We start from the raw sequence: 25410 nt of genomic DNA, 5'->3' as shown, positions 1-25410 counted from the left end.
TAACCGGTGGCTAATGGCCTACTGTGGTAGTCACAGTGGGCTTGACTGTCGGCTGCATCCGACTGAAGAGTGTTAGTAAAACGAGCAGCAGCCCAATCGGGACGAGCGAGAAATAAAAAGCCGTCTGCCCGCCGTATGCTTCGAATACATGCCCCGTGATGATGGACCCCGTTGTGCCACCAAGCGCGGAGAAAATCACGATCAGACCCGCCATCGGCCCGTGCTGCCGCAGTGGGAGACTGCTCAGAATCGCTGAGTTGATTGCCGGGTAAATCGGGGCGATAAACAGGCCGATCATCGGGAAGATAAAGGCGGCTATCGGAGCCGTAGCCCAGCCGGTCACGTTGCGTCCATCGACTGATGTCGCCAGCGGAAGCGCGAGGATGACGAGGCAACCTGCGATGACCAGACAGATCGTGAGCAACCAGTACCAGGAAATCCGGCGCAGAATCAGCCCCGCCAGGAACCGCCCCAGGGCCGTACTGGCGGCCAGAATACTGGCCATCTGAATACTGAGCGAGGTCGGAAGTTTCAGAATCTGACTGTTGAAGGTCGGTAGCCAGCTCATAATGCCCTGCTCCATCAGCACGTAAACAAAGGCCGACAGAATAAATACCAGTACGACGGGCGTGACAGCCAGCCGAACCATATCGCCGAAATCATCGATCAGGCTTTTGCCCGCTTCGTGCTGTACGCTCGACTCATCGACTGGCGTGCTGAGCAGTAGCAAAAAGGCCAGCCCGGCAATGACGGCCAACACATAATAGACCGTTAGCCAGGCGGTTGATTGGGGGTTGGTATCATCGACGAACGCGCTGAACAAAAAGTAGCCCGATAACACGCCGATCATAAAGAACGACTCCAGAAAGTTCATGAAGCTGGCGTGTTCGTTTCGGTCTTCGGTAATAAGGCCAATCGTCGCAAAAACCGACACTTTGATCAGCGCAAAACTGGCACCCGTGGCCGCGAAAAGCAGCTTGGTTGTCCAGAAGGCGGGTACCTGCGGCATCAGCAGGCAGGCGAAGGTGACTATGGCCAGGGCCAGCAGCATAGCCCGCTTGTAGCCGATACGGGTGCTATACGAAGCCACCAGAAACGAGACAACCGCGATGGTCAGATCCTTGAACGCTTCGAGCACACTGGCCGACGAAGCCGACACTTTATAATTGTTCTGAACCTGCAAAATCACGGTCCCGACGCTGTTAAGCAAAATCGCAAATACGAAGTAATTCAGCAGCAGTGAAAGCTTAACGCGCCAGTGGCTCATACAGACGAGGTATGTTGGGTTGAACGAATGAAATTATGTACGCAACTTTGACAAAGTTTAACAGTTTGTCAACTAATAGTGACAAAATTCAGCTGCCTGTCGGGACGTATGCCGGACAGTACGGTTATTCGCTAAAATCGTTTTGCCTTGACCAACGAAACCCGCCCCCTCTCGCCCGATCAACTGCTCGGCGACTTGTTTATCGACGTACAGACCAGCCGCATTTTTTCTGATTCAAAAACCTTCGTCGATTGTGTGCCACTGGTGGCTCCTGAGCAGCTTCTGGCGCTGTACGAAAGCGAAAAGAGTAAACCTGATTTCGACCTGAAAGCATTCGTGATGGCTACGTTCAGGGTGCCTGAACCAACGGGGGGGGATGGTTTTGTGAGCGATATTGCAGCGGGCCCCGTCGCGCATATTCACCGGTTGTGGGACCGCCTTACGCGCCCGGCCGACGAAGCTGTACCGTACGATTCGCGGGTGCCGCTACCGAAGCCGTACGTTGTGCCGGGTGGCCGTTTCCGGGAGATATTCTACTGGGACAGCTACTTCACCATGCTGGGTCTGATGGATTCAGGTCGGCACGATCTGATGCGCGACATGATCGACAATTTCGCCCACCTGATTGATATGTTTGGCTACATACCGAACGGCAACCGGACGTACTTTCTGAGCCGGTCGCAGCCGCCTTATTTCGCGCTGATGGTGGGTTTGCTGGCGGAAGTCGACGGTCCCGACGCCCTGACGAACTACCTGCCACAGCTACAGTGCGAATACGACTTCTGGATGAACGATGCGGGGGATGCTACCAAATCGATCAGCCGTCGGACGGTACGGCTCGATACAGTATCCGGCGTCGTGCTGAACCGCTATTGGGACGATACGCCCACACCACGCCCTGAATCATACCGGGAAGAAATAAACTTGTCGGGCAAGCTGAACCTGGCCGGGCCGATGGCGGCCGAACTGTACGTGCACATACGGGCGGCCTGTGAGTCGGGCTGGGACTTCAGCAGTCGCTGGCTGGGAAACGAAGCGACAATGGCCACTATTCGAGCTGCCGACATCGTACCCGTCGATCTCAACTGCCTGCTCTACGCGTTGGAGGACACACTCCGGCAGGCCTACGAACATGCCGGTCAGTCGGATAAAGCGGTACAGTTCGACCACCTTGCCACTGCTCGGAAACAGGCTATCCTGACAATTTTCTGGGACCAGGAAACCGGATTCTTCCACGATTATGACCTGGTCAATGGTAAACGGATCGCTGGGCTGACGCTGGCCGGTGCTTTCCCGTTATTCGTCAACCTGGCTACCGATGCGCAGGCTGCGGCCGTTCATGAGCGGCTCAACACGGATTTTCTACAGGCGGGCGGCTGGGTGACAACGCTACAGAAAACGGGTCAGCAGTGGGACTGGCCGAACGGTTGGGCACCGCTGCAATGGATCGTGTACAAGGGCCTCATCAACTATAGTTTTACCGAAACAGCTGACACCGGGCGCGATAACTGGCTGTCGTTGAATGACCGGGTTTTCCGGGCGACGGGTAAGATGATGGAGAAGTACAATGTGGTCGATGCAGCCCTGAGTACCGGCGGAGGAGAGTATCCAAATCAGGACGGATTCGGCTGGACAAATGGCGTTTATTTGCGATTCGATAAATATGTTAACAAATAGATAGGGTTTGTATATTTATGTAGCATGATTGGTACTATAGTTGTTTGGTAGATCAGACGAAACCTTCGTCTGTCTATGAAATCCCTTTTGCTACCACTATTGCTGCTTGGGTTAGTAACGCTATCGTTCGGGCAGAAAACGTTTATCCTGTCCATGCAGGACAAGAAAGCATTCGTATCTGTGGCTGGTGGGGTGAGCCTACCGCTGGGTACTTATAGTCACAATGCAACAGATCGGAAGTCGATGTGTGCCGGACCAGGGCTGGTTCTTAACCTCTCGGCTGGGTATCGGGTGCTGGATCGTGTCGGGCTGATGGTTCGGGCGGAACAGCACCGCAACATCGTCAAGACGAACGCAATGGTCGATGCAATGGGTACCGACGCGGCTACTAACTGGACTGCCGAAGCGGGCGACTGGTCGGTGACGACCATCATGGCTGGCCCCTACATTACGATACCCAAAGGCCGGTTCTCCTTCGACGGTCGACTGCTGGCTGGCTGGGCGCGTGCCACGATGCCGGAAACACAGATGAACGGTACGTATGGGCCAACCCCCGTGTCGATTCAGACGGTTAGCTCGCAAAGTTCGGCGCTGGCGATGGGGGGCGGTACGTCGGCCCGTTACCGGCTCAATCCGTGGCTGTCGGCGCATGTCAACGCCGATTTCAGCTACGCCGTACTGACCTTCAACAACCTGTCGACGCGGGCGTGGAGCGCAAACGGTAGCTCGGAAATGCCCTACTACAGCAGCGATCGACAGATTTGTACGATGGGCGTGTCGGCGGGCCTTACGCTATTGCTCGTCAATTCAAATCGTCCGTTCTAGCGACCGGCACGACCGTTTATCCGCTGCCACTTGCAGCAGGCGGAACCGTGTCGTAGCTTCGATGTACCAAACGTTGCTGCTATGACTCCCTTTCGCCGACGCGCCGTACTCCGCCGTGTCAAAGATATTACCCTCAGTACCACCCTGTCGCTGGCGCTGCTCAACGGTTCCGTACTGCTACAGAGCTGCGGGAACAATCGCCGTGACGAGGAAGCCGAGCGCACCGAAACCCGTTTCGACCGGGGTGTGCGTACCTATATCACCGAAACACAGCCGGGTACCTTCAAAATCACCGATGAGGTACCGGTTAGTCCCGACAAGGCCGGCGCAATCGTCAACTATGCCGACGGACACCGGGATACGCTGAGCGTTGCTGCGGCCAAACGGCTGGTGGAAAGCGACGAGTCGACGCGCAGTTACCTGAACAATCCGGGTGCTTATCAGAACCAGCCGCATCACAGCGGGTTGTCGAGTGCATTGCTCTGGGGCGGTCTCGGCTACATGCTCGGGCGTTCGACGGCACCCCAGTACCGCGACGATGCGCAGCAATACGGAGCCGGCGTATATGCCAACCGTGGGGTGTACGAACGGTCGAGTCAGGTGCGGGAAAGTGTGCGCTCTTCGCGGGTTGTCAGCACCAGTCGCCCATCGGGTGGTCGGAGCGGCTTCTTTGGTCGTGGCCGTAGTGGGGGTTTCTCGTCATAAAGGGGCCAATGAGTTGAATAAATTAGTTGATAGACAGGCAACTTGTTGGTGATTCCCCAACGTACCTTTATACTATGAACCGGGACGCTGCTAAAAGACGATTACAAACCGAACCGTTTGATATATGCATCATCGGAGCCGGAGCCAGTGGGGCCGGAGCCGCCCTTGATGCTACCCTGCGCGGCTACCGCGTCGCCCTGATCGACCGGGGAGATTTTTCGGGCGAAACGTCGTCCCGGTCAACCAAGCTGATTCATGGTGGGGTTCGCTATCTGGAACAGGCCATCAAGAAACTCGATCTGGCCCAGTTGAAGCAGGTTCGGCATGGGTTGGCTGAGCGCCGGACGGTGATTCGTAACGCGCCCCATCTGGCCCATCCGCTGGGCTTGCTGACCCCTGTGTTCAGCCGGTTTGAAGGTCTGTACATCTCGTTCGGCCTGGCGCTCTATGATTTCTTTGCGCGTGACAGCACCTTTCCGAAAGGCCGCTGGCTGAGTCGGAAAGAAGCCTTGTCGGTTATGCCGACGCTGACGCCCCGCATGCATAGTGCCGTGCAGTACTACGACGGACAGCTCAACGATGCCCGCTACGCGCTGGCGCTGGCACAGTCGGCAGCTGAAGCGGGCGCGGCTGTTGCCAACTACATGGCGCTGACCGCCTTTTCGCACGATGCCAATGGGCGTATCGAACGGGCGACGCTGACCGATCAATTAACCGATGAGTCGCTAACGATACAGGCAACGCTGTTTCTGAACTGCACGGGCCCGTATGCCGATGCCATCCGGCTGCTGGCCAATCCGGCACTTGAGTCGCGCATCCGACCCAGTAAAGGAGTACACATGGTACTGCCCCGATCGGTGCTCAACAGCGACAGTGCCATGCTGATTCCGAAAACACCCGACGGTCGGGTGGTCTTCGCGATCCCGTTTGGCGATCAGGTCTTCGTCGGAACAACCGATAACGATTACCGGGATCTGAACGCGGAGCCGGTGCTCGAACCCGCCGAAATCGACTACCTGCTGGAAACCCTGGCCCCCTACGTCGCGCAGGTGCCCAAACGGACCGACGTAAAAGCGGGCTTTGGCGGTATCCGACCACTCATCGTTAGCAGCCGGGCCGACACCAAAACGCTGCTGCGCGATCACGAAGTCGAGCACGACGAAAGATCGGGGCTGCTCAGTCTGCTGGGGGGTAAATGGACAACCTATCGACTGATGGCACAGGACGCTATCGATCAGGCGGGCGACCAACTGGGCCGCCCCGCCCCTTGTACGACCGATACGCATTACCTGGTCGGTGGTGAGAACTATCGGTTCGACGACTGGAAGCAGCTTCACCAGCAATACAACCTACCCGACGATGTGTGTCAGCACCTGATGCGTACGTACGGAACGCGCGCTGTGCAGGTAGCCGCTCTGACGCGTAACGACGACACGCTCCGTGACCGGCTGCTCGACCAGCAGCCCTACATCCGGGCCGAAGTAATTTACCAGGTACAGCACGAAATGGCCATGACTCTGCGCGACGTACTGGCTCGACGCTGGCGGCTCGAACTGGCCGACTGGCAGCTGACGGCGCAGGCGGCTGCTGCGGTGGCCGATCTGCTGGCGGTGTCCCTGAACTGGACGTCCGCCCAGCGCGACAGCCATCTGGCCGATTATTTGTCGTTGTTAACTTCTTTTCAGAAACAGGCCGGTATGAAAACCGAGACCCGTTCGTTCGCCTAACCCCCTTCTCTATACCCTCAATGCCCATCCTTACTTCACTGCCCAAAGCACCCGATACGCAGCTCCGCAATCTCGGCTGGGACTGGATGCTTGGTCAGGACACGCTGCCTTACCTGTCCAACGAAGTTGTTGTCGTAACCGCCGATGAAGTCGATGCGTACGAAGAAGCCGCCAACGAACTGTTCGACATGTTTGTCGCGGCTGGTCAGCTGGTGATCGATCAGAACCGGTTTGCAGAATTGGGTATTCCTGACAGTCTGGTCGAGCTGATCAACTTATCGTGGGACGATGATCGTAATATTCACTTGTACGGTCGCTTCGATCTGGCTGGTGGCGTCGATGGGAAGCCTATCAAACTAATCGAGTTCAACGCCGACACGGCGACCTGTCTGCCCGAGACGGCCGTTGTGCAATTTGCACACCTGAAGGCTAACGGGCGTGATGAGAGCCGGCAGTTCAACAGCGTATTTGAAACGCTGACGGCGCAGTTCGAAGAGATTCTGGCCGTCAACCCCGACCTGCAACCGTCGCTGCTGCTATCGGCCATGCGTAACTTTCCCGAAGACGACGCCAATGTGTCGTTGCTGGGGGAAGCGGCTCGCGAAGCAGGGTTCGAGGTTGAGTTCGACTTTATCGACGAAGTTGAGTTTTCGGAAGAAGAGGGTATTTTCTGGCAGAACCCGCGCAACAGCCAGTTCGAAAAAATGGACTTCTGGTTTCGACTGGTGCCGTGGGAAGTCATTGCCGACGAAGAGCCGGATTTGATCGAAATACTCACGGATATTGTCAGGAAGCGGCACGCGCTGATTCTCAACCCGGCATATACGCTGCTGTTCCAATCGAAACACATTCTGAAAATTCTGTGGGAATTGTACCCCAATCACCCACTGCTGCTCGAAACCGACGCTAAACCGTTGGCGGGCAAAGCCTGCGTCGAGAAAGTCGTGTTCGGTCGTGAAGGGGCTAACGTGCGTGTGCTGAACGCCGACGGTAGTGTCCGCGACGCTGTCGACGGTGACTACGACGCGTATCCGAAGATCTACCAGGAATACATCGACTTCCCGGAAGATAGTGACGGACGTCGGTACCAGGCGGGGGTGTTCTACGCCGGTGCTGCCTGCGGACTCGGCTTCCGGCGGGGTGGTACCATTCTCGACAACACCGCCAGTTTCGTCGGGCACGTAGTGGAATAGGGTTTACGGGTTTCAGTATACAGTTTACGGTGGCTGACGCGTAATCTTTCTGGCGTCAGCTACCGTAAACCGAAAACTGTAAACTACGAACGGCTGCGTTTCCCATCCGCGTGGCGCTCCGTAAAGCGGGCGCGCTGTTCGGGTGTCATGGCGTTGAGTCGGGCCTGCCGCTTGTCGTGGTGGGCTTTTTTGAAGGCTTCGCGCTCGGCGGGCGACATGCGTGCCAGTTTTTCTTTCAATTGAGCATGGTGGGCGGCTCGCTCCTCGGGCGACCGTTTTGGCTTCACTTTGTAGACACCCGGCTGGTGTTGGGCATACGCGCCGACCGATAGAAACAGACCCAGCAGGGCAACGAAAACGGATTTGGTGTTCATAATCGTGTGTTGTTGTGTGTAGGAATTTGCTTGATTTTGTCGGTTTGACGTGACCGGTCGGGCTGGGTTTAAAACCGTCATGGACTCCTGTGGCGGAATGCCGGAATTAGGTGACGGAACCGACTGAAATCGTAAACGGAAGACATATGCTTTACAAAGCGGGGTTATACATACAGGCACTCGTATACATCGGTGCGGGAGTCAATCACTTCGTGCGCCCCCGGCTGTATCTGGCTATTATGCCGCCGTACTTGCCCGCGCATCAGTTACTGGTCGATTTAAGTGGCGTTGCCGAAATTGTGCTGGGACTGGGTTTGTTGCTGCCGGCGACGCGTATCTGGGCGGCCTGGGGGCTGATTCTGCTGCTGATTGCCGTATTCCCCGCCAATGTATACATGGCAACGGCCGATCGGTTTGCGCAGATACCCGACTGGCTACGCTGGGGTCGGCTTCCCTTGCAGGGCCTGTTAATCTGGTGGGCCTATCGGTATACCCGGTAATTGCGATCACCAAACTATTCAGTGTGCCGGTAGTTGAGTAAGCGGACGGCTTGCAGTCCCTGTTATCTTGTCAAGTAAACTCAATGCCCCGAAAACATGCTTAAAAATCAATGTGTTATCGCCGTATTTGCCCTGTTGCTAACTACATCGTCGCTGCTTGCGCAGACTAGTCAGGATACGCTGCGGGCCAGTGGAAAAGCGACCGGTCAATCGATGCTGGCCAGTTTACAGGGCCAACCTGATTACACGACTATTTTACAAATCCTGAACGAGTCGGGCCTGAATAAGCAGGCTAATCCGGCCGGGCCTTACACCGTTTTTGTGCCGAACAACGGCGCTTTTGACGAACTGGGCGACGCGACGCTGAAAGGACTGCTTCTGCCTTCCAGCAAGAAACGACTGTCGCGCATGCTGGCCTACCACGTCATTCGGGGTAGCTACACGTCGGATAAACTGCGCGACGGACAAACACTGACGAACGTGCTGGGACAGATCCTGGTCGTGCATAAGCAGGGCGACAGTATTACAATCACTGACGGACGTGGTACGGTTGCGGACGTGATCGAACGCGATATTCGGGCTACCAACGGCGTTATTCACACGATCAACAAGGTATTGGAAAAGAATCTGCCACAAGCCGACGTTCGATAAAGAGCCGGGTCTGTCCGGTGAGTCCTATTACGTAACCAATCACCACAGCAAGCAGGCATGCCGGAAGCAACAGAAAAGCAGCCATCTCCCGAAGAACAACCCTCCTTTTACCAGCGTGTGCTATCGGTAATCGATCAGCGCATCGTTCGGTCCTTATACTCCGCGCGTGTCCGGCGAACGGTATTGCAAAGCCTGCCTTTCTGGATTGCGTCGTTACTGACGGGTATTGTGGCGGTTGCCTACGAGCGGGTGTTTGTCTGGGCGGAAGAAACCAGCTTTACCTGGCTACGCGCCCAACCGTTGCTGGCGTTTGTGCTGACGCCGTTGGCGTTCCTGCTTGCCTGGCTGTTGTGTCGGCAACTGGCACCGGCTGCACGGGGGAGCGGTATTCCGCAGGTGATGGCTGCTATCGAACTGTCGACACCCGTCAACTACCGAAAAACGGGCTGGCTGCTCGGTATGCGCGTGGCCGTCGTCAAGGTGCTGAGTAGTGTTGTACTGTTGCTGGGTGGTGGTGTTATCGGGCGCGAAGGCCCAACCATACAGGTTTCGGCGGCTATTTTTCGGGCGATCAACCGGCTACAACCCGTCGGCTGGCCACAACTGTCGCGACAGATTGCCCTGATTACGGGGGGCGCTGCCGGCCTGGCCGCTGCATTCAACACGCCCCTTGGCGGTATCGTGTTTGTGGTCGAAGAGCTTACGCAGACGCATATTACACACTTCAGAACGGCTGTGTTTACGGCCGTTATCATCGCGGGACTGACGGCACAGGGGCTGCTGGGACCGTACCTGTATCTGGGCTATCCGAGTGTGGTGATGTCGGGCGGTATGGTCTGGCTGGGGGTGGGGACCGTTGCCGTCGTCTGTGGCATGGCGGGTGCCCTGTTTGCCAAATCCCTTCTCTGGCTGAATGGCTACCGGAAACAGTTTCGTACGCTGGGGGCACAGGCGGGCTGGGTGGCCGCTTGCGGCCTGCTATTGGGTGGGTTGGCGTACTGGATTGGGGCTGATTCTGTTGGTACGGGTAAACCAATCATCAACAGGCTGTTGTTCCAGAATAACTACCACACACCCTGGTATCTGGCGGCCGTGCGCTGGGTCGGGATGGCGCTGAGTTACAGCAGCGGAGCCGCCGGTGGTATTTTCGCAACCTCATTAAGCGTCGGCTCGATCATGGGCGACGGTATTGCGCGACTCATTCGCATTCCCAATACCGATCACAATCTGATCGTGCTGGTCAGCATGGTTAGCTTCCTGACCGGCGTCGTGCGATCACCGTTTACGGCGGCTATCCTTGTCCTGGAAATGACCGACCGGCATTCTGTTATTTTCCAGCTGTTGCTGGGCGGTATGCTGGCACAGGGAGCCGCGTCGCTCGTTGATCCGGAGTCGTTTTACGAACACCTGAAAGCGGGCTTTCTCAGTGAAGCGTTAGCACGGCAACCAAAGGCTGCGGCCGCAGCTGCCAGCAAATCATAAACCGTTATACGCATTCCTCTTGGTATGAAACGCTATTGGTTACTCATGTCATTCAGCCTGATGGCGTTGCTGACGCAGGCGCAGGTAATCACTGATTCCGTGCAGGTCGACGGGAACTGGCGAACCTTTCACGTCAACAAACCGGCAGCAGTGGCCAAACCAACCGGGCTGGTCTTCGTGCTGCACGGATCGGGTGGCGATGGATTGGGCATGATGAAACAGACGACGGCGATGGAGCGGCAGGCGGTGGCCGACGGATTACTGACTGTTTATCCTGATGGCTACAAACGGTACTGGAACGAATGCCGCAAAGCATCGCCCGCTGAAGCGAACCGGATCGACGTTAACGAACAGGGCTTCTTCGCGGCCATGATCCGGTATTTCCAGAAAAAATATGCCGTCGATAAGCGACAGGTGTTCGTTGTCGGTACGTCGGGTGGCGGGCATATGGCCTACAAACTGGCGATGACCATGCCCGATGCGTTCCGGGCGGTAACGGCCATTATTGCCAACCTGCCCGACTCGACCAATATGGACTGTGTTGCATCGGGGAAAGCGGTGCCGATCATGATTATCAACGGTACCGACGATACGGTCAACCCATATAATGGGGGAGAGGTAGACCTGGGGCCGAACATGAAAATGGGGCGCGTACGCTCGACGGAACAAACGCTGAATTACTGGGCGGGTCTGGCCCGCTACAAGGGAAAGCCAAGCCTGGAGAAGCTGCCGGATACTGACCCTGCTGACGGTCGTACGATTGAGCGATATGCCTACAAAGCAAAGGGGCAACCCGAGGTTGTGCTGCTGAAAGTCGTTGGCGGAAAGCACGATTACCCGAAAGATATCGACGTGCACCTGGAAGCACTCCGCTTTTTCCTCCGTCAGGGTAAGTAAATGTTTTTGTCATTCCGTGCCACCGTGGCCGCCGACTCGGAATGACAAAAAGTGAATCAATAAAACGGCTTATTTCTTCGTAGGGTCGTTGCCCCAGTTTTTGAGCGAGTATTCCCAGTCGCTGCCTTCGACTTCTTTCGGACGCTGTGCGCTGTGCCGTTTGATATAACCGACCACTTTCTGCATGTGCTTATAGTCGTCGTCGGTCAGGTCGCCTTTCTTCTTCTCTTTGATCTCGATGATGCGTTCGCCTGACTTGTGCCCGGTCGATTCACTACCATCTTTCTTCTGACCAACCGATTTCGACTCATCGGTATCCAGCCACTTTTTCAGTTCTGAAGCCGACATGTTCACCAGATCCTTGAACTCGTCGTAGATATCTTTTTTATCGTCGTCGTTCATGGCTATCCGGGTTAGGCGGTTTCTACTTCGCTTTGCAGCTTCAAAACCAGTTGCTTGTCGTCCTGCTCAATTACCAGTGCCGGATCATCGTCTGTGCCTTTGCGCTTGATTTTCTTGCCGTCGATCGTTTTCTCGATTTCCTCTTTGTGGACTTCAACCACCTTACCTTCGGCATGGCTCTTTCCCCACTTCCATTTTACGGTTGTGCCTTTCTTAATCATCTCGTTGAGTTGGTTGATTGAGAGGGACTAACCGGCTGAGTCAGCGGATTGTTTGTACGCTATTTGTCGCAGACAGCAGGAAGCATCCTGCTAACCCAATCGCAGCAGAGAAGGTAGCAGAAAGTGCGTATCAGCTATTGTAGCGCCGGATATAATCGCTGGGCGACAGACCCGTGATCGTCTTGAACTGCCGGTTGAAGTTCGACAGGTTTGTGAAGCCGCAGACATAGGCCGTTTGACTGATGCTTTGCTTCGATTCGCGAAGGTGGCGACAGGCGTGTTCGATGCGTACTTCGTTGAGCAGCGTCGAAAAGGTTTTGCGCGTGTGCTGACGAAAAAAACGACAAAACGCCCCCGGTGTCAGGCTGGCAATATTGGCTACGTCGTCGAGCGTGATCTGCGTGTGGTACTGCTCCAGGATGTACGAAAAAACGCGTTCCAGCCGCCGGTGGTCGTCCGGGCGCTGAGGCTGCACGTAAGCCGTTACCGACAGTACCTCCCGGTCGGGTTGCGTAGCCAGTTCATCCAGCACGTGCAGCAGCGTCAGCAGTTGGTCAAAAGGGCGTTGGCCCGGCAGATTTTCTAGCTGACTGGTTAGCGCCGGGTTATCCGACGAACGTAACCGAACACCGTGCTGCGATTCAGTCAGCAGTTGGCGCAGGTGTAGCGTTTCCGGTAAGTTCAGTACGCCCGCTTCCAGCTGTTCCGGCCGAAACAGTACCGAGACGGCTACCGACTGCCGAGTCGACTCCGGCTGGTAATAGTCGGGGTCACTACGTAATACGTGCGGCAGGTTCGGACCAAGCATCAGCACGTCGCCGGGCGCAAACCGGTCGATTTTATCGCCCACGATCAGTGTTCCCTCACCCTCCTGAATCAGCGTTAGCTGAACTTCCGGGTGGAAATGCAGGTGACCGTAAAAGTGGGGCATCCGATCCTGTTCGATACGAAACGAACGGTCGTCAATCGTCGGAACTTTGAACAGGAGTGGCTTCATGGTGCAAGTTTTGCGTAAATATACTCAATAATTGCTTTTTTCTGGTGAAAATAGTATTAAAGTCGGCGCATGAATAGTTATTGATAAAAGGGGATCGCTACTAATTTTGATACGTTAAATTCAACCAATAAACTGTTACAACCATGCACGTACCTGTCCGGTGGGAAGGCGTTTATCCCGCGCTGCTGACCCCATTTACGGCCGATGATCAACTCGATCTGCCCCTGTTCGAAAAAAACCTGCGTGCGCAGCTTGACGCGGGCGTGCATGGCTTCATTATCGGTGGTTCGCTGGGCGAAGCGAGCACGCTGGAGCCCGATGAAAAAATTCAGTTGCTGAATTCGGCACTGGCCGTTTGTGACGGAAAAGTACCCGTCCTGCTTAACATTGCCGAGCAAAGTACGAAGCAGGCCATCGCCCGTGCCCGCGAAGCGGAAGCCGCTGGTGCCGACGGACTGATGGTGTTGCCGCCCATGCGGTACCCCGCCGATGCGCGTGAGACCGTTGCGTTCTTCACGGCTGTCGCGGAAGCCACGACGCTGCCGATCATGATCTACAACAACCCGTATGATTACAAGATCATGACGACGGTGGCCATGTTTGAAGAACTGGCCAAATACGACAACATCCAGGCCGTTAAAGAATCAACCCGCGACCTGACCAACATCACCCGTATGCGTAACGCCTTCGGTGACCGCTTCAAACTGCTGGGTGGCGTCGACACGCTGGCGCTGGAAGCGATCCTGCTGGGCTGCGATGGCTGGGTAGGTGGTCTGGTCGACGCGTTCCCGCAGGAAACGATGGCGATCTACGATCTGGCGAAAGCGGGTCAGGTAGCCGAAGCCCTCGACATCTACCGTTGGTTCATGCCGCTGCTGGAACTCGACATCCACCCCAAACTGGTACAGTACATCAAACTGGCCGCACAGGCTGTCGGTATCGGTTCGGAACACGTTCGTGCCCCACGGCTACCCCTTATCGGTGCTGAACGCGAGCAGGTCCTGAACGTTATCAACACCGCCCTGGCAAAACGCCCGGAGCTGGTATAAAATGAGTGATTGAGTGATGGAATGATTGAGTGCGTCAGCTCTATTCAATCATTCCATCACTCAATCACTCAACAATTCAATCCTTGACCCATGTCCGAGTATCATTTTTTCTGCATCGACGCGCATACGTGTGGTAACCCGGTTCGGGTGGTGACGGGCGGGAGCATACCGTTTCTGCAAGGGGCCAACATGAGCGAGAAACGGCAGCACTTCATGCGCGAATTCGACTGGATTCGGCGGGGGCTGATGTTCGAGCCACGGGGGCACGACATGATGTCGGGTAGTATTCTCTACCCACCCAGCGATCCGGCCAACGATGCTGGTGTGCTGTTTATCGAAACATCGGGCTGCCTGCCCATGTGCGGCCATGGCACGATCGGGACCGTTACGGTCGCGATCGAACAGAACCTGATCCGACCCAAAACGCCGGGTGTGCTGAATCTGGAAGTACCGGCCGGACTCGTGCGGGCCGAATACCAGCAGGACGGTAAGAAGGTGACGTCGGTGAAGATTACGAACATCAAGTCGTATCTGGCGGCTGAAAACCTGACCGTCGATTGCCCCGACCTGGGTGAACTGACAGTCGACGTAGCGTACGGCGGTAACTTCTACGCCATTGTCGATCCGCAGCCCAACTTTCCCGGTCTGGAACACTACACCGCCGATCAGCTGATTGGCTGGGCCCGGACGATGCGCAAGCGGATGAACGAGAAGTACACGTTTGTGCATCCCGAGAATCCGACGATCAACGGCCTGAGCCATATTCTCTGGACAGGTAAGCCGCTCAAAGAAACGTCGACGGCGCGCAATGCTGTTTTCTACGGCGACAAAGCCATCGACCGTTCACCCTGCGGTACCGGCACGTCGGCCCGGATGGCGCAGTGGTTTGGCAAAGGCCGGATGCAGCCGGGCGACGTATTCGTACACGAAAGCATTATCGGCTCCATTTTCAACGGGCGTATCGAAGCAGTTACTGAACTGGCCAACACCCCCGCGATTATTCCCAGCATCGAAGGCTGGGCCCGAATTCACGGCTACAACCACCTGATTCTCGACGAGGAAGACCCCTACGTTCACGGGTTTCAGGTGATTTAATTGCGAATGCGTGAATGAGTGATTGAGCGAATCAGGCTGTCGCCAGCAGTACTCTGCGAATAGCTATTCACTCAATCACTCAGTCACTCAATCACTCATTGAACTATGCACATCGGTATTGTTGGCGGGGGGATCATCGGCCTCTGCTCGGCGTATTATCTACAGAAGGCGGGGCACCGGGTGACGTTGCTCGATCAGGACACGATTGCCGACGGTTGCTCGTTTGGCAATGCCGGTATGATCGTTCCTAGTCATATCATTCCCCTGGCGCAGCCCGGCATGATTTCAAAAGGCATGCGCTGGATGCTCAACTCGACCAGCCCGTTCTACGTTAAACCCCGGCTCAATCTGGATCTGGCGCGCTGGGGCTGGCTCTTTTACCGACATGCCAACGACGCCCACGTGCAACGCTCCATTCCGGCGCTGCGTGACCTGAGTCTGCTCAGCAAAGAGCTGTACCAGGACCTGGCAGCTAACGGTGATCTCAGCTTCGAATGGCAGGAGCGGGGACTGTTGATGCTGTACAAAACGGCCGGTGCCGAACACGAAATGGCCGAAGAAGCCGACGTGGCGAACCGGGCGGGTATCGAAGCGCGACTCCTCAACGGGCAGCAGGTACAGGACCTCGAACCCGACGCCCGCGTCGACGTGCGGGGCGGTATCTTCTACCCCGGCGATGCGCACCTGAACCCGAATGAACTGATTCGGTCACTGGTGGCGTATCTGCGGAAAAACGGCGTTGAGATTCTGGAGAAACGTACGGTTACGGGTTTCGGTAAAACGGGCAAGCACATCACCGCTATTCAGACGGCGCAGGGCGACGTAGCCGTCGACGCGGTTGTCGTGGCAGGTGGTGCCTGGTCGTCAGACATTAGCCGGCAACTGGGCATGAGCCTGTCGATGCAGGGCGGCAAAGGCTACAGCTTCATGATGCACGACGTCAAAAACAACGTACGGGTACCGGCGATTATGCTCGAAGCCCGCGCCACGGCTACACCGATGGGCAAAAGCCTGCGGTTTGCCGGTACGCTCGAAGTGGCAGGTACCGATATGACCGTGAACATGAACCGGGTACGGGGGATCTTCCAGTCGATCAACAATTACTATCCCGAGATAAAAGTCGAGATGCCGAAGGTCGAGACAGTCTGGCGTGGCCTGCGCCCCTGCTCACCCGACGGATTACCCTACATCGGCCGTACCGACCGGTTCGACAACGTCGTGCTGGCCACGGGGCACGGTATGATGGGCCTGAGTCTGGGTCCGGCGACCGGCAAGCTCGTCAGCGAAGTCGTCAACGATAAAGTCGATAGTATGGTCATCGACGCGTTCAGCCCCGATCGCTTCTAATTACATTTTTTTTCTATCTCCCACCGTTTCCTTCGCTCGCCCGCAGCCCTTACCGGGTTGTGGGCGAATGCGTTTTAGCGTATTTGACAGCGTCGATGAGAGGAGCGGTCCAGATCTCGGACTCGTGCTGTTTCAGATAACGCAGCAGCTTGGCATGCTCCGGTAGGGCAACGTTCATTGAATGGCCGCCACCCACGCCGTGGAAGAGAAACACCAGCAACGAATTGGACGCCTGCGCCTGTTTGACCAGTTCGATCAGCTGTTCACCCGTTTGCCCGACGATGGCGTACGAACCGATATCGGCATAGTTCAACTGCCCAAGTGGTTTCATCTCACTGCGCACCCCACGCGCGGCCACAAATTTCGTATCGACCAGTTTGTAGTAGTCTGTATCGCCGACCTTCGTATCGCCACAGGGGTAGGCAAACGTACGTTCGGTTTTGCCGTCAAGCGTTTGTAGCAGCACGTTCATCATACCGATCTCGTCGGCCATCCGTTGCGGGCTGTACTTGCTTAAGTCATTCGCCGGACTAACCCATTCGCGACCGGGCTGATTGCCGGCGCAGGGATGGAACAGCGTATGATTGCCCAGCTCGTGCCCCTTTCGCGCGACAGCCCGCCACCGGTCGATGTTGTTGGCGTAGCCGGGGAAATAGCCCGACAGGTAAAAGGTGCCTTTCAGCCCCAGCGAGTCCAGCGCCGGAACAACGTTGGTCAGGTGAACGTCCAGCGCATCGTCATACGTCAGGACCACGGCGCATTTCCTGCCATTCCAGCCCGTTTTGGCTTGCCCCATGCCCAATGAACACGATAGCGCAAAAGCCGCGAGCGTCAGTAATGTCTTCATGGTGACAAAAGAAGAAAAAACCGACGCGGCTTACTAGTCTGTTCCGCAAAAAATGGTAATCTGAACAGGCGCAAATCGCTAAATAGCGCGAATTATAGATAGCCAGTTTGTGTCATCCCGACGTCAAGAGGGGTCTTCGCGCAATACAAACAGGCTTCCTACGCGAAGATCCCTCCTGTCGTCGGGATGACAAAATATGTGTAAGCTATTGATATTGAAGCGATTGTTATTTTACTAGTTGGCCGTGATTCGCGTTAACTAAGGAAATCAGAACGGTTCGTCGGCAGTGGGCATCAGGCCGGTCTGGAGAAACTGCTCGACGGCCTGCCGCGACAGGGCCGCGTACGAAAAGGTTTTGGCCGCATTCGTGTCCGTAACATCGACCTCGTACGAATCGCCGTCTGACCCACCGGCTTCTCTGATAGCCACGGTTAGTAGTTTGCCTTTGCGTTTTCCGGTGCCTTCAGCGGTGAATAGAAACGCCTGCGGCTTCGGCGCGACCATGTTTATATCGGTGACGGTATACGAGCCCAGTACAGCCCCTCCCTCGTTCTTCCGCGTCTGTAGGTAATCGAATAGATCAGTCATATTCTTAGAACCAGCAGTCAGCGACAATGTTAGTCATGAACCGGCGACTGGCCCGCTGGTCGACGGGTTACGCTGCGGTGTTGTCGATTGCTTCCGCTAACTTGAGCTACGTTGGACGGAATAAGCGTCCCTACCTAAACGCACGTACGCAGTAAGCTCACTACAGCATGATTGATCTTGTCATCGAAGCGCGCCGGGCACTCATCACGCCGGGTATGGAAGTAAAGCGGATTCTGCCGTTTCGGCTGAAGCGGATGGTTGGCCCCTTCATCTTCATGGACCATGCCGGGCCGGTTGACCTGAACGCCATGACGACTGCCCAACTGGACGTACTGCCCCATCCGCACATCGGCCTGTCGACGGTATCGTACCTGCTGGACGGCGAAGTGACCCACCGCGATAGCCTGGGCGTCGAGCAGATCATTCGGCCGGGCGAAGTGAACTGGATGACCGCCGGGCGGGGCATCGCCCACTCGGAGCGGTTCGAAGACCCGACGCTGCTGGCGCAGGGTAAACTCGAAATGCTGCAAACCTGGGTCGCGCTGCCCGAACGCGATGAAGAAAGCGCCCCGACCTTCGACAACTACAAACCGGAGGACTTACCCGTCTACACCGACAAAGGCGTATGGATGCGCCTGATTGCCGGGGATGCGTACGGGCTTCGGGGCGACGTAAAAACGCACTCACCCTTGTTCTATCTGCACGCGCAGCTTGACAAAGGCACCCGATTTGGCTTGCCCAGCGAGCACACCGAACGAGCCATCTACGTTGTAACGGGCCAAATCGAAATCGCGGGGCGGACCTACGGCGCGGGGCAGATGCTTGTTTTCGGTGCTGGCAACGATCCCGTACTGTTGGCCGTCGAAGCCACTACACTGATGCTGCTGGGTGGAGAACCGCTTGGCGAGCGATTCATCTGGTGGAACTTCGTTTCCTCCCGCAAGGAGCGCATTGAACAGGCCAAGGAAGACTGGAAGCAGGGCCGAATCTTATTACCCCCCAACGACAATGACGTCTTCATCCCACTCCCCGACGACCGCAGCCGTCCCGCCGGTAACCCAGCCCCGCAGGCTTTGTCGTAATTTGAGTGTTGCAATTTTAGTGGCTTGCACTTCTCACAAGTATAATTAGCAGGATAGGCGTACAACAACACGACAACTGCGTAGCATTACCCGATAGGACATCGAAGTGAAAGCACTGCCCTGCTCGTTCAGTACTACAGAAGTCGGTAACAGGTAGCTTATTTTTGAATAGGTGGATGAGTTGTTCACTTGTATTCAGCCTATTCTATGCCTCCTTTCTTTGTTTACGCCATCGCGTCTGCCCACGCTCGTTACGAGTCCAACGATTCGGTTGCCTATGTTCCGTCGCCTATCATGGTACCAAGCCAGCCTATGAACCACAAAGCACCCTTTGATACTTTGGAGGCCGCATCCTATTGTGCTGGTCAACTACCAAAAGATATGTACTGTGAGAAGGTGCTTATAAGCATACTAACGCCAGACAAAGTAATCGGTAAACTGCGCTTTGATCGTAATCACCCGACAAAAGACTACTGGTACGCTGATTCCGTAGAAGAGTTACGGGCCTACGGAGTGGTTTTATAAATCTGTCGCATATACCCTTCGAAAAATCCCTTCCTTGTCGGTTGGGGTTTTTTGTTTACCGATTAGAAAGAAGTATCATAGGGCATTCAGTAAATACCCTGTCGAGCATTTGTAGCATGTGTTCGATTTGTCAGTAACGAGAATAATATACGCAGTAATCTTGATCGGTATATGATTCATATAATTCTAGGACTGTTTTGTATCGTAGTAGTGTGGATTAACTATATCCTGTACCCGAGGCTGTATCGCACGCGGAATTTATCACCAGATAGCTTCCCTGTTTACTCTGCACTCGCAACCGTACTATCTTTGGTAGCAGCCTTCTGGTCTGTCTGGATCGCACTTGAGACACTGAACGATGCCAGGGAAGGAGCAAAAGAGCAAGGTGAAGTATTGAAAAGGCAACAGTATGCACTCGAACGAAGCAGAATGGCTTTGTCAGCAGTACAGAGCAACCTAGAAGAACAACAAGCAATACTGAACGAAAACTTGATACTGTCTAAAAAGCAACTTAGTACAATTACCAGACAATGGATTGATGAGCAGAAACGGTTGTCTATGAGGCCAAAACTTACAGTTGAGTACGCATACATGATGCCTAAAGGCGAATCCAGTCTTTTTAGAGAGAAAGAAAGCTCTGGGGGCGTGTACAGTTTAAAATGGCTGAATCTTGGACAGATCGACGACAGTACTAGGTCCTTCTCATTGAAGATAATAATAAAAAATACAGGAAGTTTAAATGCAGAGAATGTCAAACTAACTGCCAATCACTCAGATTCCAATATGTATATATGGGGGGGAGTTCCTGATTCATACCCAATCGGCCTAAACGGAGCTGTAACCCAATTAGTTGAAAGCCGTAAAACCGCGCTAGGGGGTAAGTTTGAATATAGTACTGGAAGTATTCACTTCGACAATCTGCCTACTTACAAGACGACAGGAAGCGAAGTTGTAGTTAGGTTGGTAGTTAGATGTGGCGAACGTATGACAGGCAAGACGGCGACCATAAACTTGAATGTTTATGGTCAGAATGCCCAGGTTCACAATTTACCGATAAGGTTTACGATAGAAAAGAAACGATAGTGGCCCCCAAGATATGTCTACCATTAGCTATCAGTAATTTTCGTAATCCCTTTAAGCAAAAAAGCTCTACAAATACTAGTTGTGTCAGTGAACGTACCAGTAAAAACGAAAAAAGCACTCGGCGAATAACGCTAAGTGCTTTTTAAGTGGTGGGAGTTGACGGGTTCGAACCGCCGACCCTCTGCTTGTAAGGCAGATGCTCTGAACCAGCTGAGCTAAACTCCCTTTTTATTTTCCCCTTCGTTGTTGTCGTTTGGGAGTGCAAATATAGGCTTGTTTTCGGGGGTAATGCAAGTGTTTGCCTGAAAAAAAATGGACTTTTTTATAAGTGTCTCATTGTCAGAAGTTGTTTTCTACTCAAAGTTGAGATACAGCGAGACACTGTGCGTCGTTAGCCGGTTGATCCCGATGCCAGCCGCGTTGTTGGTAGGCCGGTAGAGGTTGATGAGGCCGTGTGAGAAGCGGATTTCGGGGGCAAACTTGAAGAATTCGAAAAACTGTTCAAACCCGACCCCGTATTCGACGGCCAAATCCATCGTACCCGTACTGAGTCGGCTGGTGCCCTGCGTCTCCTTCCGCCGAACGTTGGTCTCGACGCTGAACGAACCCCCCGCCAGGAAATACATGCGCGAGTTGTTCCGCCGTTCGGATTTGTATTTCAGCAGCACCGGGAAGTCGAGCCAGGTCGATTCGCGGACTTCGGTGCGGGTGCTGTTGGGGTACGCGTACTGTACCTCCCGGCTCATCAGGCTCACGGAGGGCGTGGTACGCAGGTCGAAGCGGTCGTTCAGAAAAGCGTTGACGACAAAACCCACCCGGAAGTTGGGTCGGTTGGGCGATTGAATCCGGTAGGCAGAGTCGGCCGTCAGGAATTCCGGGCTGTGCCGAACCGAAAAGCGGCTAACGGGCATGGCAAAGAAGAACCCGTAGTGAATCTCTTTGTCGTCGTAATGTTCCAGGTGCTTGACAACGTACTTGTACGAGCCCTGCGCCTGCGCGCCCAGACTGGCAAACAGCAGCAGGCACAGCGTGGTCAGTGTGATAAGTCGTCGCAAGAAAACTACGCCCGTTTGTGGCCGATGTAGATTGACGCAATGCCGAAGGTAAGCGGTATCCATTTCGTGTTTGTAAAGCCAGCTGCCTGGTAGATGCGCAGAAAGTCGGGACCGTCGGGAAACGCCTGTACCGATTCGGGCAGGTACGTATACGCCGATGCGTCTTTGCTCACTACGCGGCCAATCAGCGGCAGAATCGTCCGGGAGTAAAAACCGTAGAGCTGCTTAAAGGGAGCCTGGCGCGGATTCGAGAACTCCAGCACCACACAGACACCACCGGGACGGGTCACACGGTGCATATCGGTCAGCCCTTTGAGCAGGTTCTCGAAATTACGTACCCCAAAGGCAACGATGACAGCATCGAAATCATTGTCTGGCAGGGGCAAACCTTCTGAATCGCCCGACCGCATCTCGATGATGTTGTCGATGCCGCGCTTCTTCATTTTCTCCCGGCCGACCGCCAGCATACCCTCCGAAATATCCATGCCGACAATCGTGTCCGGCTTCAGGGCCAGCGCTTCGATCGCAAAGTCACCCGTGCCGGTGGCGATGTCGAGGATACGTTTTGGGGTCTTCGGGGCCAGTGCCTTGCGCAGTTCGCGAATGGCTCGTTTGCGCCAGAGAATATCGATGCCGCCACTCAACACGTGGTTGAGCAGGTCATATTTAGGCGAAATACTGTCGAACATCTCCGCTACCTGCTGGCGCTTGGAGCTGTCGCGGTCTTTGTACGGGACGACGGGCATGTGAGAAGTGATTGAATAATTGACTGATTGAGTGATAGAATGATTGAGTTGGCTGGCGCATTCATCCATTCAATCATTCTATTACTCAATCATTCAATCCTTGGCTAACAGCACGTGAGCCGCGAAAGTTTGCGATTACGGGGGGCGGTGCGTAGTTTCGGAGGTAACCCTTTACTACAGACAACCTGAAGATGATGCATCGCTACGTTTTACCCGCTTTACTGTCGCTGTCGACGGCCTACGCGCAGACTCCTGCCAAACCTGATCCGGCGGTTCAGAAAATTCATCAGCGCATACTGACGCTCGATACGCATGCCGATGCGCCCATCAACATGCAGAAGCCGGGTTTCGACGTCGGTGTGGCGCACGACACGAAGCGTGATAACTCGCAGATCGACTTTCCCCGGATGAAGCAGGGCGGTATGGACGCCATGTTTTTTGCCGTCTATACCTCGCAGGGGCCGCGTACGCCCGAAGGCCATGCCGAAGCCAAACGCAACGCGCTCAACCAGTTTGACCTGATTCACCAGGCGCTGAAAAAGTATCCTAATCTGGCAGAATTGGCAACGACGCCCGCCGACGCTTACCGAATTCAGAAGGCTGGTAAGCGGGCTGTGTTTATCGGTATGGAAAACGGCTATCCGGTTGGCAGCGATCTGGCGATGCTGAAAACGTACTACGACCTCGGTTGCCGATACATGACGCTGACGCACTTCGCCAACAACCTCATCGGCGATTCATCGACCGACCCGGACGGGCCGATATACGGTGGATTGAGCGATTTCGGCAAGCAGGTCGTACCGGAGATGAACCGGCTGGGTATGCTGATCGACGTGTCGCACGTGGCCGACAGTACGTTCTACGATGCGCTGGCTCTGTCGAAAGCACCCGTCATTGCGTCGCACTCCAACTGCCGCGCGCTTTGCGACTTCCCCCGCAACATGACCGACGATATGATCCGGGCGATTGCCAAAAAAGGGGGCGTCGTACAGGTCAACTTTGTCAGCGATTACCTGAAAAAGCCGTCGGATGCGTTTCGGGCGGCCAAGACGAAAGTCCGTATGGCGCGGGTCGGGAAGGTAATGACGCCGGAACTGGAAGCGCGCCTACAGGCCGAAAGCGATTCGCTGGCAAAAGTGTTCGCGCCGGAACGGGCCAGTCTGTCGGACATTGCCGACCATATCGATCACATCGTCAAACTGGTAGGCATCGACCACGTCGGTATCGGCTCTGACTTCGATGGGGGCGGGGGCGTCAACGGACTGGAAGACGTTAGTCAGATCGAGAATCTGACGGCGGAACTCGTGCGCCGGAAGTACTCCGAAGCCGACATCGCCAAGATCTGGGGCGGCAATCTCCTGCGCGTACTAGGACAGGCGAAAGTAAAGTAATGGTTTACGGTCTACGGTACTCAGTTTACGGTTTACCGTCATGCTGCCAATACCGGTGCTACCTGAATTTGAACTGTACGTTGCGTTACCGCAAACTGTAAACCGAATACCGTAAGCCGACCCTATGTCCCCCGAAACAGTTTTTCAGTTCGCGAATACGCTTGTGCTGCCGCAGTGGCTGCTGATGGTGGTAGCGCCCCGCTGGTCGGTGACGCGCTGGCTGATGGATACGTACCTGGTTCCGGTCTGTCTGGCGGTCATTTATGTAATTTATCTGTTTAGTGGTGGCCCCGTTGATTTCGGTTCGTTTGGTTCGCTGGCCGGGCTGAAACTGCTGTTTGCCAACGGGGGCGATAGCGTCATGCTGGCGGGCTGGGTACACTACCTGGCCTTCGATCTGGTGGCGGGCTCGGTCGTGTTGCGCGACGCGCAGACCCGGCAAATACCGCACTGGCTGATCATCGTACCGCTGTTTTTCTGCTTTATGCTGGGGCCGGTCGGGCTATTGCTCTACTGGCTGATTCGTACTATTCGCACCCAAAAGCTGGTCTGACCATCAGACCGTACCATCGATGAATCTATTCTTTACAACCCTCCACCGGCGTAATGCCGTATTGTCTGCCTTTGGCTGGGTCTGCCTGGTTGGGGCTATTGTCTGTGCTGGACTGACGTTCGTAACCACTACGCAGGTGCTGGGTATCAATGCGTTTGTTAAGCCCGCGAAATTCTTTGTGTCGGCCACTATTTTCGTCTGGACGATGGGTTGGCTGATGAGTTACCTGCGTCAACAGCGAAGCGTACGGATTTACTCATGGGCGATCACGCTGATTCTGGCGTTTGAACTGACGGTGGTCGTCGTGCAGGCTGGGCTGGGTCAGCTGTCGCATTTCAACGTAAAGTCAGCGACGGGCGGTATGCTGTTTGCGCTGATGGGCGTTGCGATTACCGTTGCCATCCTGTGGACGCTGTACATCGGCATCCTGTTCCTGCTACAACGACCCCCAGCGTTAAACCTTTCCTATTTGTGGGGCATCCGGTTGGGTATGCTGATTTTTGTCGTGTTTGCCTTCGAGGGTGGGTTGATGGCCGCCCGACTGGCCCATACGGTGGGGGCACCCGACGGCGGACCGGGACTACCGGGCATCAACTGGAGTACGCAGCACGGCGACCTGCGTATCGCGCACTTCTTCGGCATGCACGCCCTGCAACTGATTCCCCTGTTTGGCTACTACGTCGCCCGACGTCCCTTCCAGACGGTTTTGTTTACCCTGTTATACGTTGGAGCCGTCAGCTGGCTGATGCTCGAAGCGCTGGCCGGTCGCCCGCTGATCGCTGGTTTGTAGCAGCGACTCCACCCGTCGGACCACTCATTAGGGCTACTCTTGTCGGGTTTTAGTCGGTTTCGGTTAACTGTTTTTATAAGTATGCTTTCTTACCCCTAAATCCCCTAAAGGGGACTTTTCTAATGCTGGGACAAAGTCCCCTTTAGGGCCGGGCTGTTAAGTTCTGTTCCGCCCTACCCCCCAGCCCCGAAACGTCGGCCCGGCCTAAAGGGGGAGATGTTAGTGTGCGAATTTCACCCCCTTTAGGGCTAATCTTGTAGGGGTTTCACGTCCTGTACTTAACTGACTTTATGGACAGGCTTTTTTACCCCTAAATCCCCTGAAGGGCAGGGCTGTTAAGT

Annotated in this window: 26 protein-coding genes and 1 tRNA gene; 17 read left to right on the top strand and 10 right to left on the bottom strand. The window is 55.2% G+C overall.

Annotated elements, in window-relative coordinates; all coding sequences use genetic code 11:
* Nucleotides 1-10: 10 nt before the first annotated feature.
* Nucleotides 11-1267, bottom strand: coding sequence for an MFS transporter (locus CLV58_RS26600; protein WP_106140882.1), 1257 nt, complete (start codon nucleotides 1265-1267; stop codon nucleotides 11-13).
* 147 nt (nucleotides 1268-1414) lie between these two features.
* On the opposite strand from CLV58_RS26600, the gene treF reads away from it, so the two are divergent.
* From treF to CLV58_RS26575, 5 genes are all read left to right on the top strand, one after another.
* Entirely contained in the window at nucleotides 1415-2944 is a 1530-nt protein-coding gene (gene treF, locus CLV58_RS26595) for an alpha,alpha-trehalase TreF (protein ID WP_106140881.1), read from the top strand.
* Between the two features lie 75 nt (nucleotides 2945-3019).
* Nucleotides 3020-3769: an outer membrane beta-barrel protein gene (locus CLV58_RS26590; RefSeq protein WP_106140880.1), complete on the top strand. Its 750-nt coding sequence runs from the start codon at nucleotides 3020-3022 to the stop codon at nucleotides 3767-3769.
* Between the two features lie 81 nt (nucleotides 3770-3850).
* Nucleotides 3851-4474 carry a Cj0371 family chemotaxis-regulating polar lipoprotein gene (locus CLV58_RS26585; protein ID WP_106140888.1) on the top strand — a complete coding sequence of 208 codons (624 nt, stop codon included), beginning with the start codon at nucleotides 3851-3853 and terminating at the stop codon, nucleotides 4472-4474.
* 74 nt (nucleotides 4475-4548) lie between these two features.
* Nucleotides 4549-6201 carry a glycerol-3-phosphate dehydrogenase/oxidase gene (locus CLV58_RS26580; RefSeq protein ID WP_106140879.1) on the top strand — a complete coding sequence of 551 codons (1653 nt, stop codon included), beginning with the start codon at nucleotides 4549-4551 and terminating at the stop codon, nucleotides 6199-6201.
* A 20-nt stretch (nucleotides 6202-6221) separates the two neighbouring features.
* Nucleotides 6222-7394, top strand: a complete 1173-nt coding sequence (locus tag CLV58_RS26575) for a glutathionylspermidine synthase family protein (protein WP_106140878.1) — start codon at nucleotides 6222-6224, stop codon at nucleotides 7392-7394.
* An 83-nt stretch (nucleotides 7395-7477) separates the two neighbouring features.
* On the opposite strand, the gene CLV58_RS26570 is transcribed toward CLV58_RS26575, so the two are convergent.
* Entirely contained in the window at nucleotides 7478-7768 is a 291-nt protein-coding gene (locus CLV58_RS26570) for a hypothetical protein (protein ID WP_106140877.1), read from the bottom strand.
* Nucleotides 7769-7914: 146 nt separating this feature from the next.
* On the opposite strand from CLV58_RS26570, the gene CLV58_RS26565 reads away from it, so the two are divergent.
* From CLV58_RS26565 to CLV58_RS26550, 4 genes are all read left to right on the top strand, one after another.
* The gene (locus tag CLV58_RS26565) at nucleotides 7915-8268 is read left to right on the top strand and encodes a DoxX family protein (RefSeq protein ID WP_106140876.1); all 354 of its coding nucleotides are present in this window, start codon (nucleotides 7915-7917) and stop codon (nucleotides 8266-8268) included.
* 96 nt (nucleotides 8269-8364) lie between these two features.
* Nucleotides 8365-8919, top strand: coding sequence for a fasciclin domain-containing protein (locus CLV58_RS26560; RefSeq protein ID WP_106140875.1), 555 nt, complete (start codon nucleotides 8365-8367; stop codon nucleotides 8917-8919).
* A gap of 57 nt (nucleotides 8920-8976) precedes the next feature.
* On the top strand, nucleotides 8977-10401 hold the full coding sequence (locus tag CLV58_RS26555; RefSeq protein WP_106140874.1) for a chloride channel protein: 1425 nt from the start codon (nucleotides 8977-8979) through the stop codon (nucleotides 10399-10401).
* A gap of 24 nt (nucleotides 10402-10425) precedes the next feature.
* Nucleotides 10426-11298: a CE1 family esterase gene (locus tag CLV58_RS26550; protein ID WP_106140873.1), complete on the top strand. Its 873-nt coding sequence runs from the start codon at nucleotides 10426-10428 to the stop codon at nucleotides 11296-11298.
* A gap of 69 nt (nucleotides 11299-11367) precedes the next feature.
* Here CLV58_RS26550 and CLV58_RS26545 read toward each other — a convergent pair whose 3' ends face one another.
* The 3 genes from CLV58_RS26545 to CLV58_RS26535 form a co-directional block, all read right to left on the bottom strand.
* A complete protein-coding gene (locus CLV58_RS26545; RefSeq protein WP_106140872.1) occupies nucleotides 11368-11700 on the bottom strand; it encodes a DUF3140 domain-containing protein in 333 nt (110 codons plus the stop codon).
* Between the two features lie 11 nt (nucleotides 11701-11711).
* On the bottom strand, nucleotides 11712-11921 hold the full coding sequence (locus tag CLV58_RS26540) for a hypervirulence associated TUDOR domain-containing protein (RefSeq protein ID WP_106140871.1): 210 nt from the start codon (nucleotides 11919-11921) through the stop codon (nucleotides 11712-11714).
* Between the two features lie 130 nt (nucleotides 11922-12051).
* Entirely contained in the window at nucleotides 12052-12918 is an 867-nt protein-coding gene (locus CLV58_RS26535) for an AraC family transcriptional regulator (RefSeq protein WP_106140870.1), read from the bottom strand.
* Between the two features lie 143 nt (nucleotides 12919-13061).
* Here CLV58_RS26535 and CLV58_RS26530 point away from each other — a divergent pair, with 143 nt between their 5' ends.
* From CLV58_RS26530 to CLV58_RS26520, 3 genes are all read left to right on the top strand, one after another.
* Entirely contained in the window at nucleotides 13062-13967 is a 906-nt protein-coding gene (locus tag CLV58_RS26530) for a dihydrodipicolinate synthase family protein (protein WP_106140869.1), read from the top strand.
* A 90-nt stretch (nucleotides 13968-14057) separates the two neighbouring features.
* Nucleotides 14058-15062, top strand: coding sequence for a 4-hydroxyproline epimerase (locus CLV58_RS26525; protein WP_106140868.1), 1005 nt, complete (start codon nucleotides 14058-14060; stop codon nucleotides 15060-15062).
* A 105-nt stretch (nucleotides 15063-15167) separates the two neighbouring features.
* Nucleotides 15168-16409: an NAD(P)/FAD-dependent oxidoreductase gene (locus CLV58_RS26520; protein ID WP_106140867.1), complete on the top strand. Its 1242-nt coding sequence runs from the start codon at nucleotides 15168-15170 to the stop codon at nucleotides 16407-16409.
* A gap of 49 nt (nucleotides 16410-16458) precedes the next feature.
* On the opposite strand, the gene CLV58_RS26515 is transcribed toward CLV58_RS26520, so the two are convergent.
* Both CLV58_RS26515 and CLV58_RS26510 read right to left on the bottom strand, forming a co-directional pair.
* A complete protein-coding gene (locus CLV58_RS26515; RefSeq protein WP_106140866.1) occupies nucleotides 16459-17256 on the bottom strand; it encodes a polysaccharide deacetylase family protein in 798 nt (265 codons plus the stop codon).
* 267 nt (nucleotides 17257-17523) lie between these two features.
* The gene (locus tag CLV58_RS26510; protein WP_106140865.1) at nucleotides 17524-17844 is read right to left on the bottom strand and encodes a hypothetical protein; all 321 of its coding nucleotides are present in this window, start codon (nucleotides 17842-17844) and stop codon (nucleotides 17524-17526) included.
* Nucleotides 17845-18011: 167 nt separating this feature from the next.
* Here CLV58_RS26510 and CLV58_RS26505 point away from each other — a divergent pair, with 167 nt between their 5' ends.
* Both CLV58_RS26505 and CLV58_RS26495 read left to right on the top strand, forming a co-directional pair.
* Entirely contained in the window at nucleotides 18012-18926 is a 915-nt protein-coding gene (locus CLV58_RS26505; protein WP_106140864.1) for a pirin family protein, read from the top strand.
* Between the two features lie 834 nt (nucleotides 18927-19760).
* Nucleotides 19761-20534, top strand: a complete 774-nt coding sequence (locus CLV58_RS26495) for a COG1361 family protein (RefSeq protein ID WP_146141557.1) — start codon at nucleotides 19761-19763, stop codon at nucleotides 20532-20534.
* A gap of 147 nt (nucleotides 20535-20681) precedes the next feature.
* On the opposite strand, the gene CLV58_RS26490 is transcribed toward CLV58_RS26495, so the two are convergent.
* The 3 genes from CLV58_RS26490 to ubiE all read right to left on the bottom strand — a co-directional run bounded on the left by CLV58_RS26490 (nucleotide 20682) and on the right by ubiE (nucleotide 22335).
* A tRNA-Val gene (locus CLV58_RS26490) sits at nucleotides 20682-20759 on the bottom strand.
* Between the two features lie 128 nt (nucleotides 20760-20887).
* Complete coding sequence (gene porT / locus CLV58_RS26485) at nucleotides 20888-21589, bottom strand: type IX secretion/gliding motility protein PorT/SprT (RefSeq protein WP_245882476.1); 702 nt, start codon at nucleotides 21587-21589, stop codon at nucleotides 20888-20890.
* Between the two features lie 5 nt (nucleotides 21590-21594).
* On the bottom strand, nucleotides 21595-22335 hold the full coding sequence (gene ubiE, locus CLV58_RS26480; protein ID WP_106140860.1) for a bifunctional demethylmenaquinone methyltransferase/2-methoxy-6-polyprenyl-1,4-benzoquinol methylase UbiE: 741 nt from the start codon (nucleotides 22333-22335) through the stop codon (nucleotides 21595-21597).
* 194 nt (nucleotides 22336-22529) lie between these two features.
* Here ubiE and CLV58_RS26475 point away from each other — a divergent pair, with 194 nt between their 5' ends.
* The 3 genes from CLV58_RS26475 (at nucleotide 22530) to CLV58_RS26465 (ending at nucleotide 25069) form a co-directional block, all read left to right on the top strand.
* The gene (locus CLV58_RS26475; protein WP_106140887.1) at nucleotides 22530-23726 is read left to right on the top strand and encodes a dipeptidase; all 1197 of its coding nucleotides are present in this window, start codon (nucleotides 22530-22532) and stop codon (nucleotides 23724-23726) included.
* Between the two features lie 124 nt (nucleotides 23727-23850).
* A complete protein-coding gene (locus CLV58_RS26470) occupies nucleotides 23851-24279 on the top strand; it encodes an ABA4-like family protein (protein ID WP_106140859.1) in 429 nt (142 codons plus the stop codon).
* Between the two features lie 19 nt (nucleotides 24280-24298).
* Nucleotides 24299-25069, top strand: a complete 771-nt coding sequence (locus CLV58_RS26465) for a hypothetical protein (protein WP_106140858.1) — start codon at nucleotides 24299-24301, stop codon at nucleotides 25067-25069.
* Nucleotides 25070-25410: the final 341 nt, after the last annotated feature.

The sequence above is a fragment of the Spirosoma oryzae genome (assembly GCF_003002825.1).
Lineage (GTDB): Bacteria > Bacteroidota > Bacteroidia > Cytophagales > Spirosomataceae > Spirosoma > Spirosoma oryzae.
The sequence above is the reverse complement of the archived record's forward strand: the minus strand, read 5'-3'. Positions and strand labels throughout refer to the sequence as shown.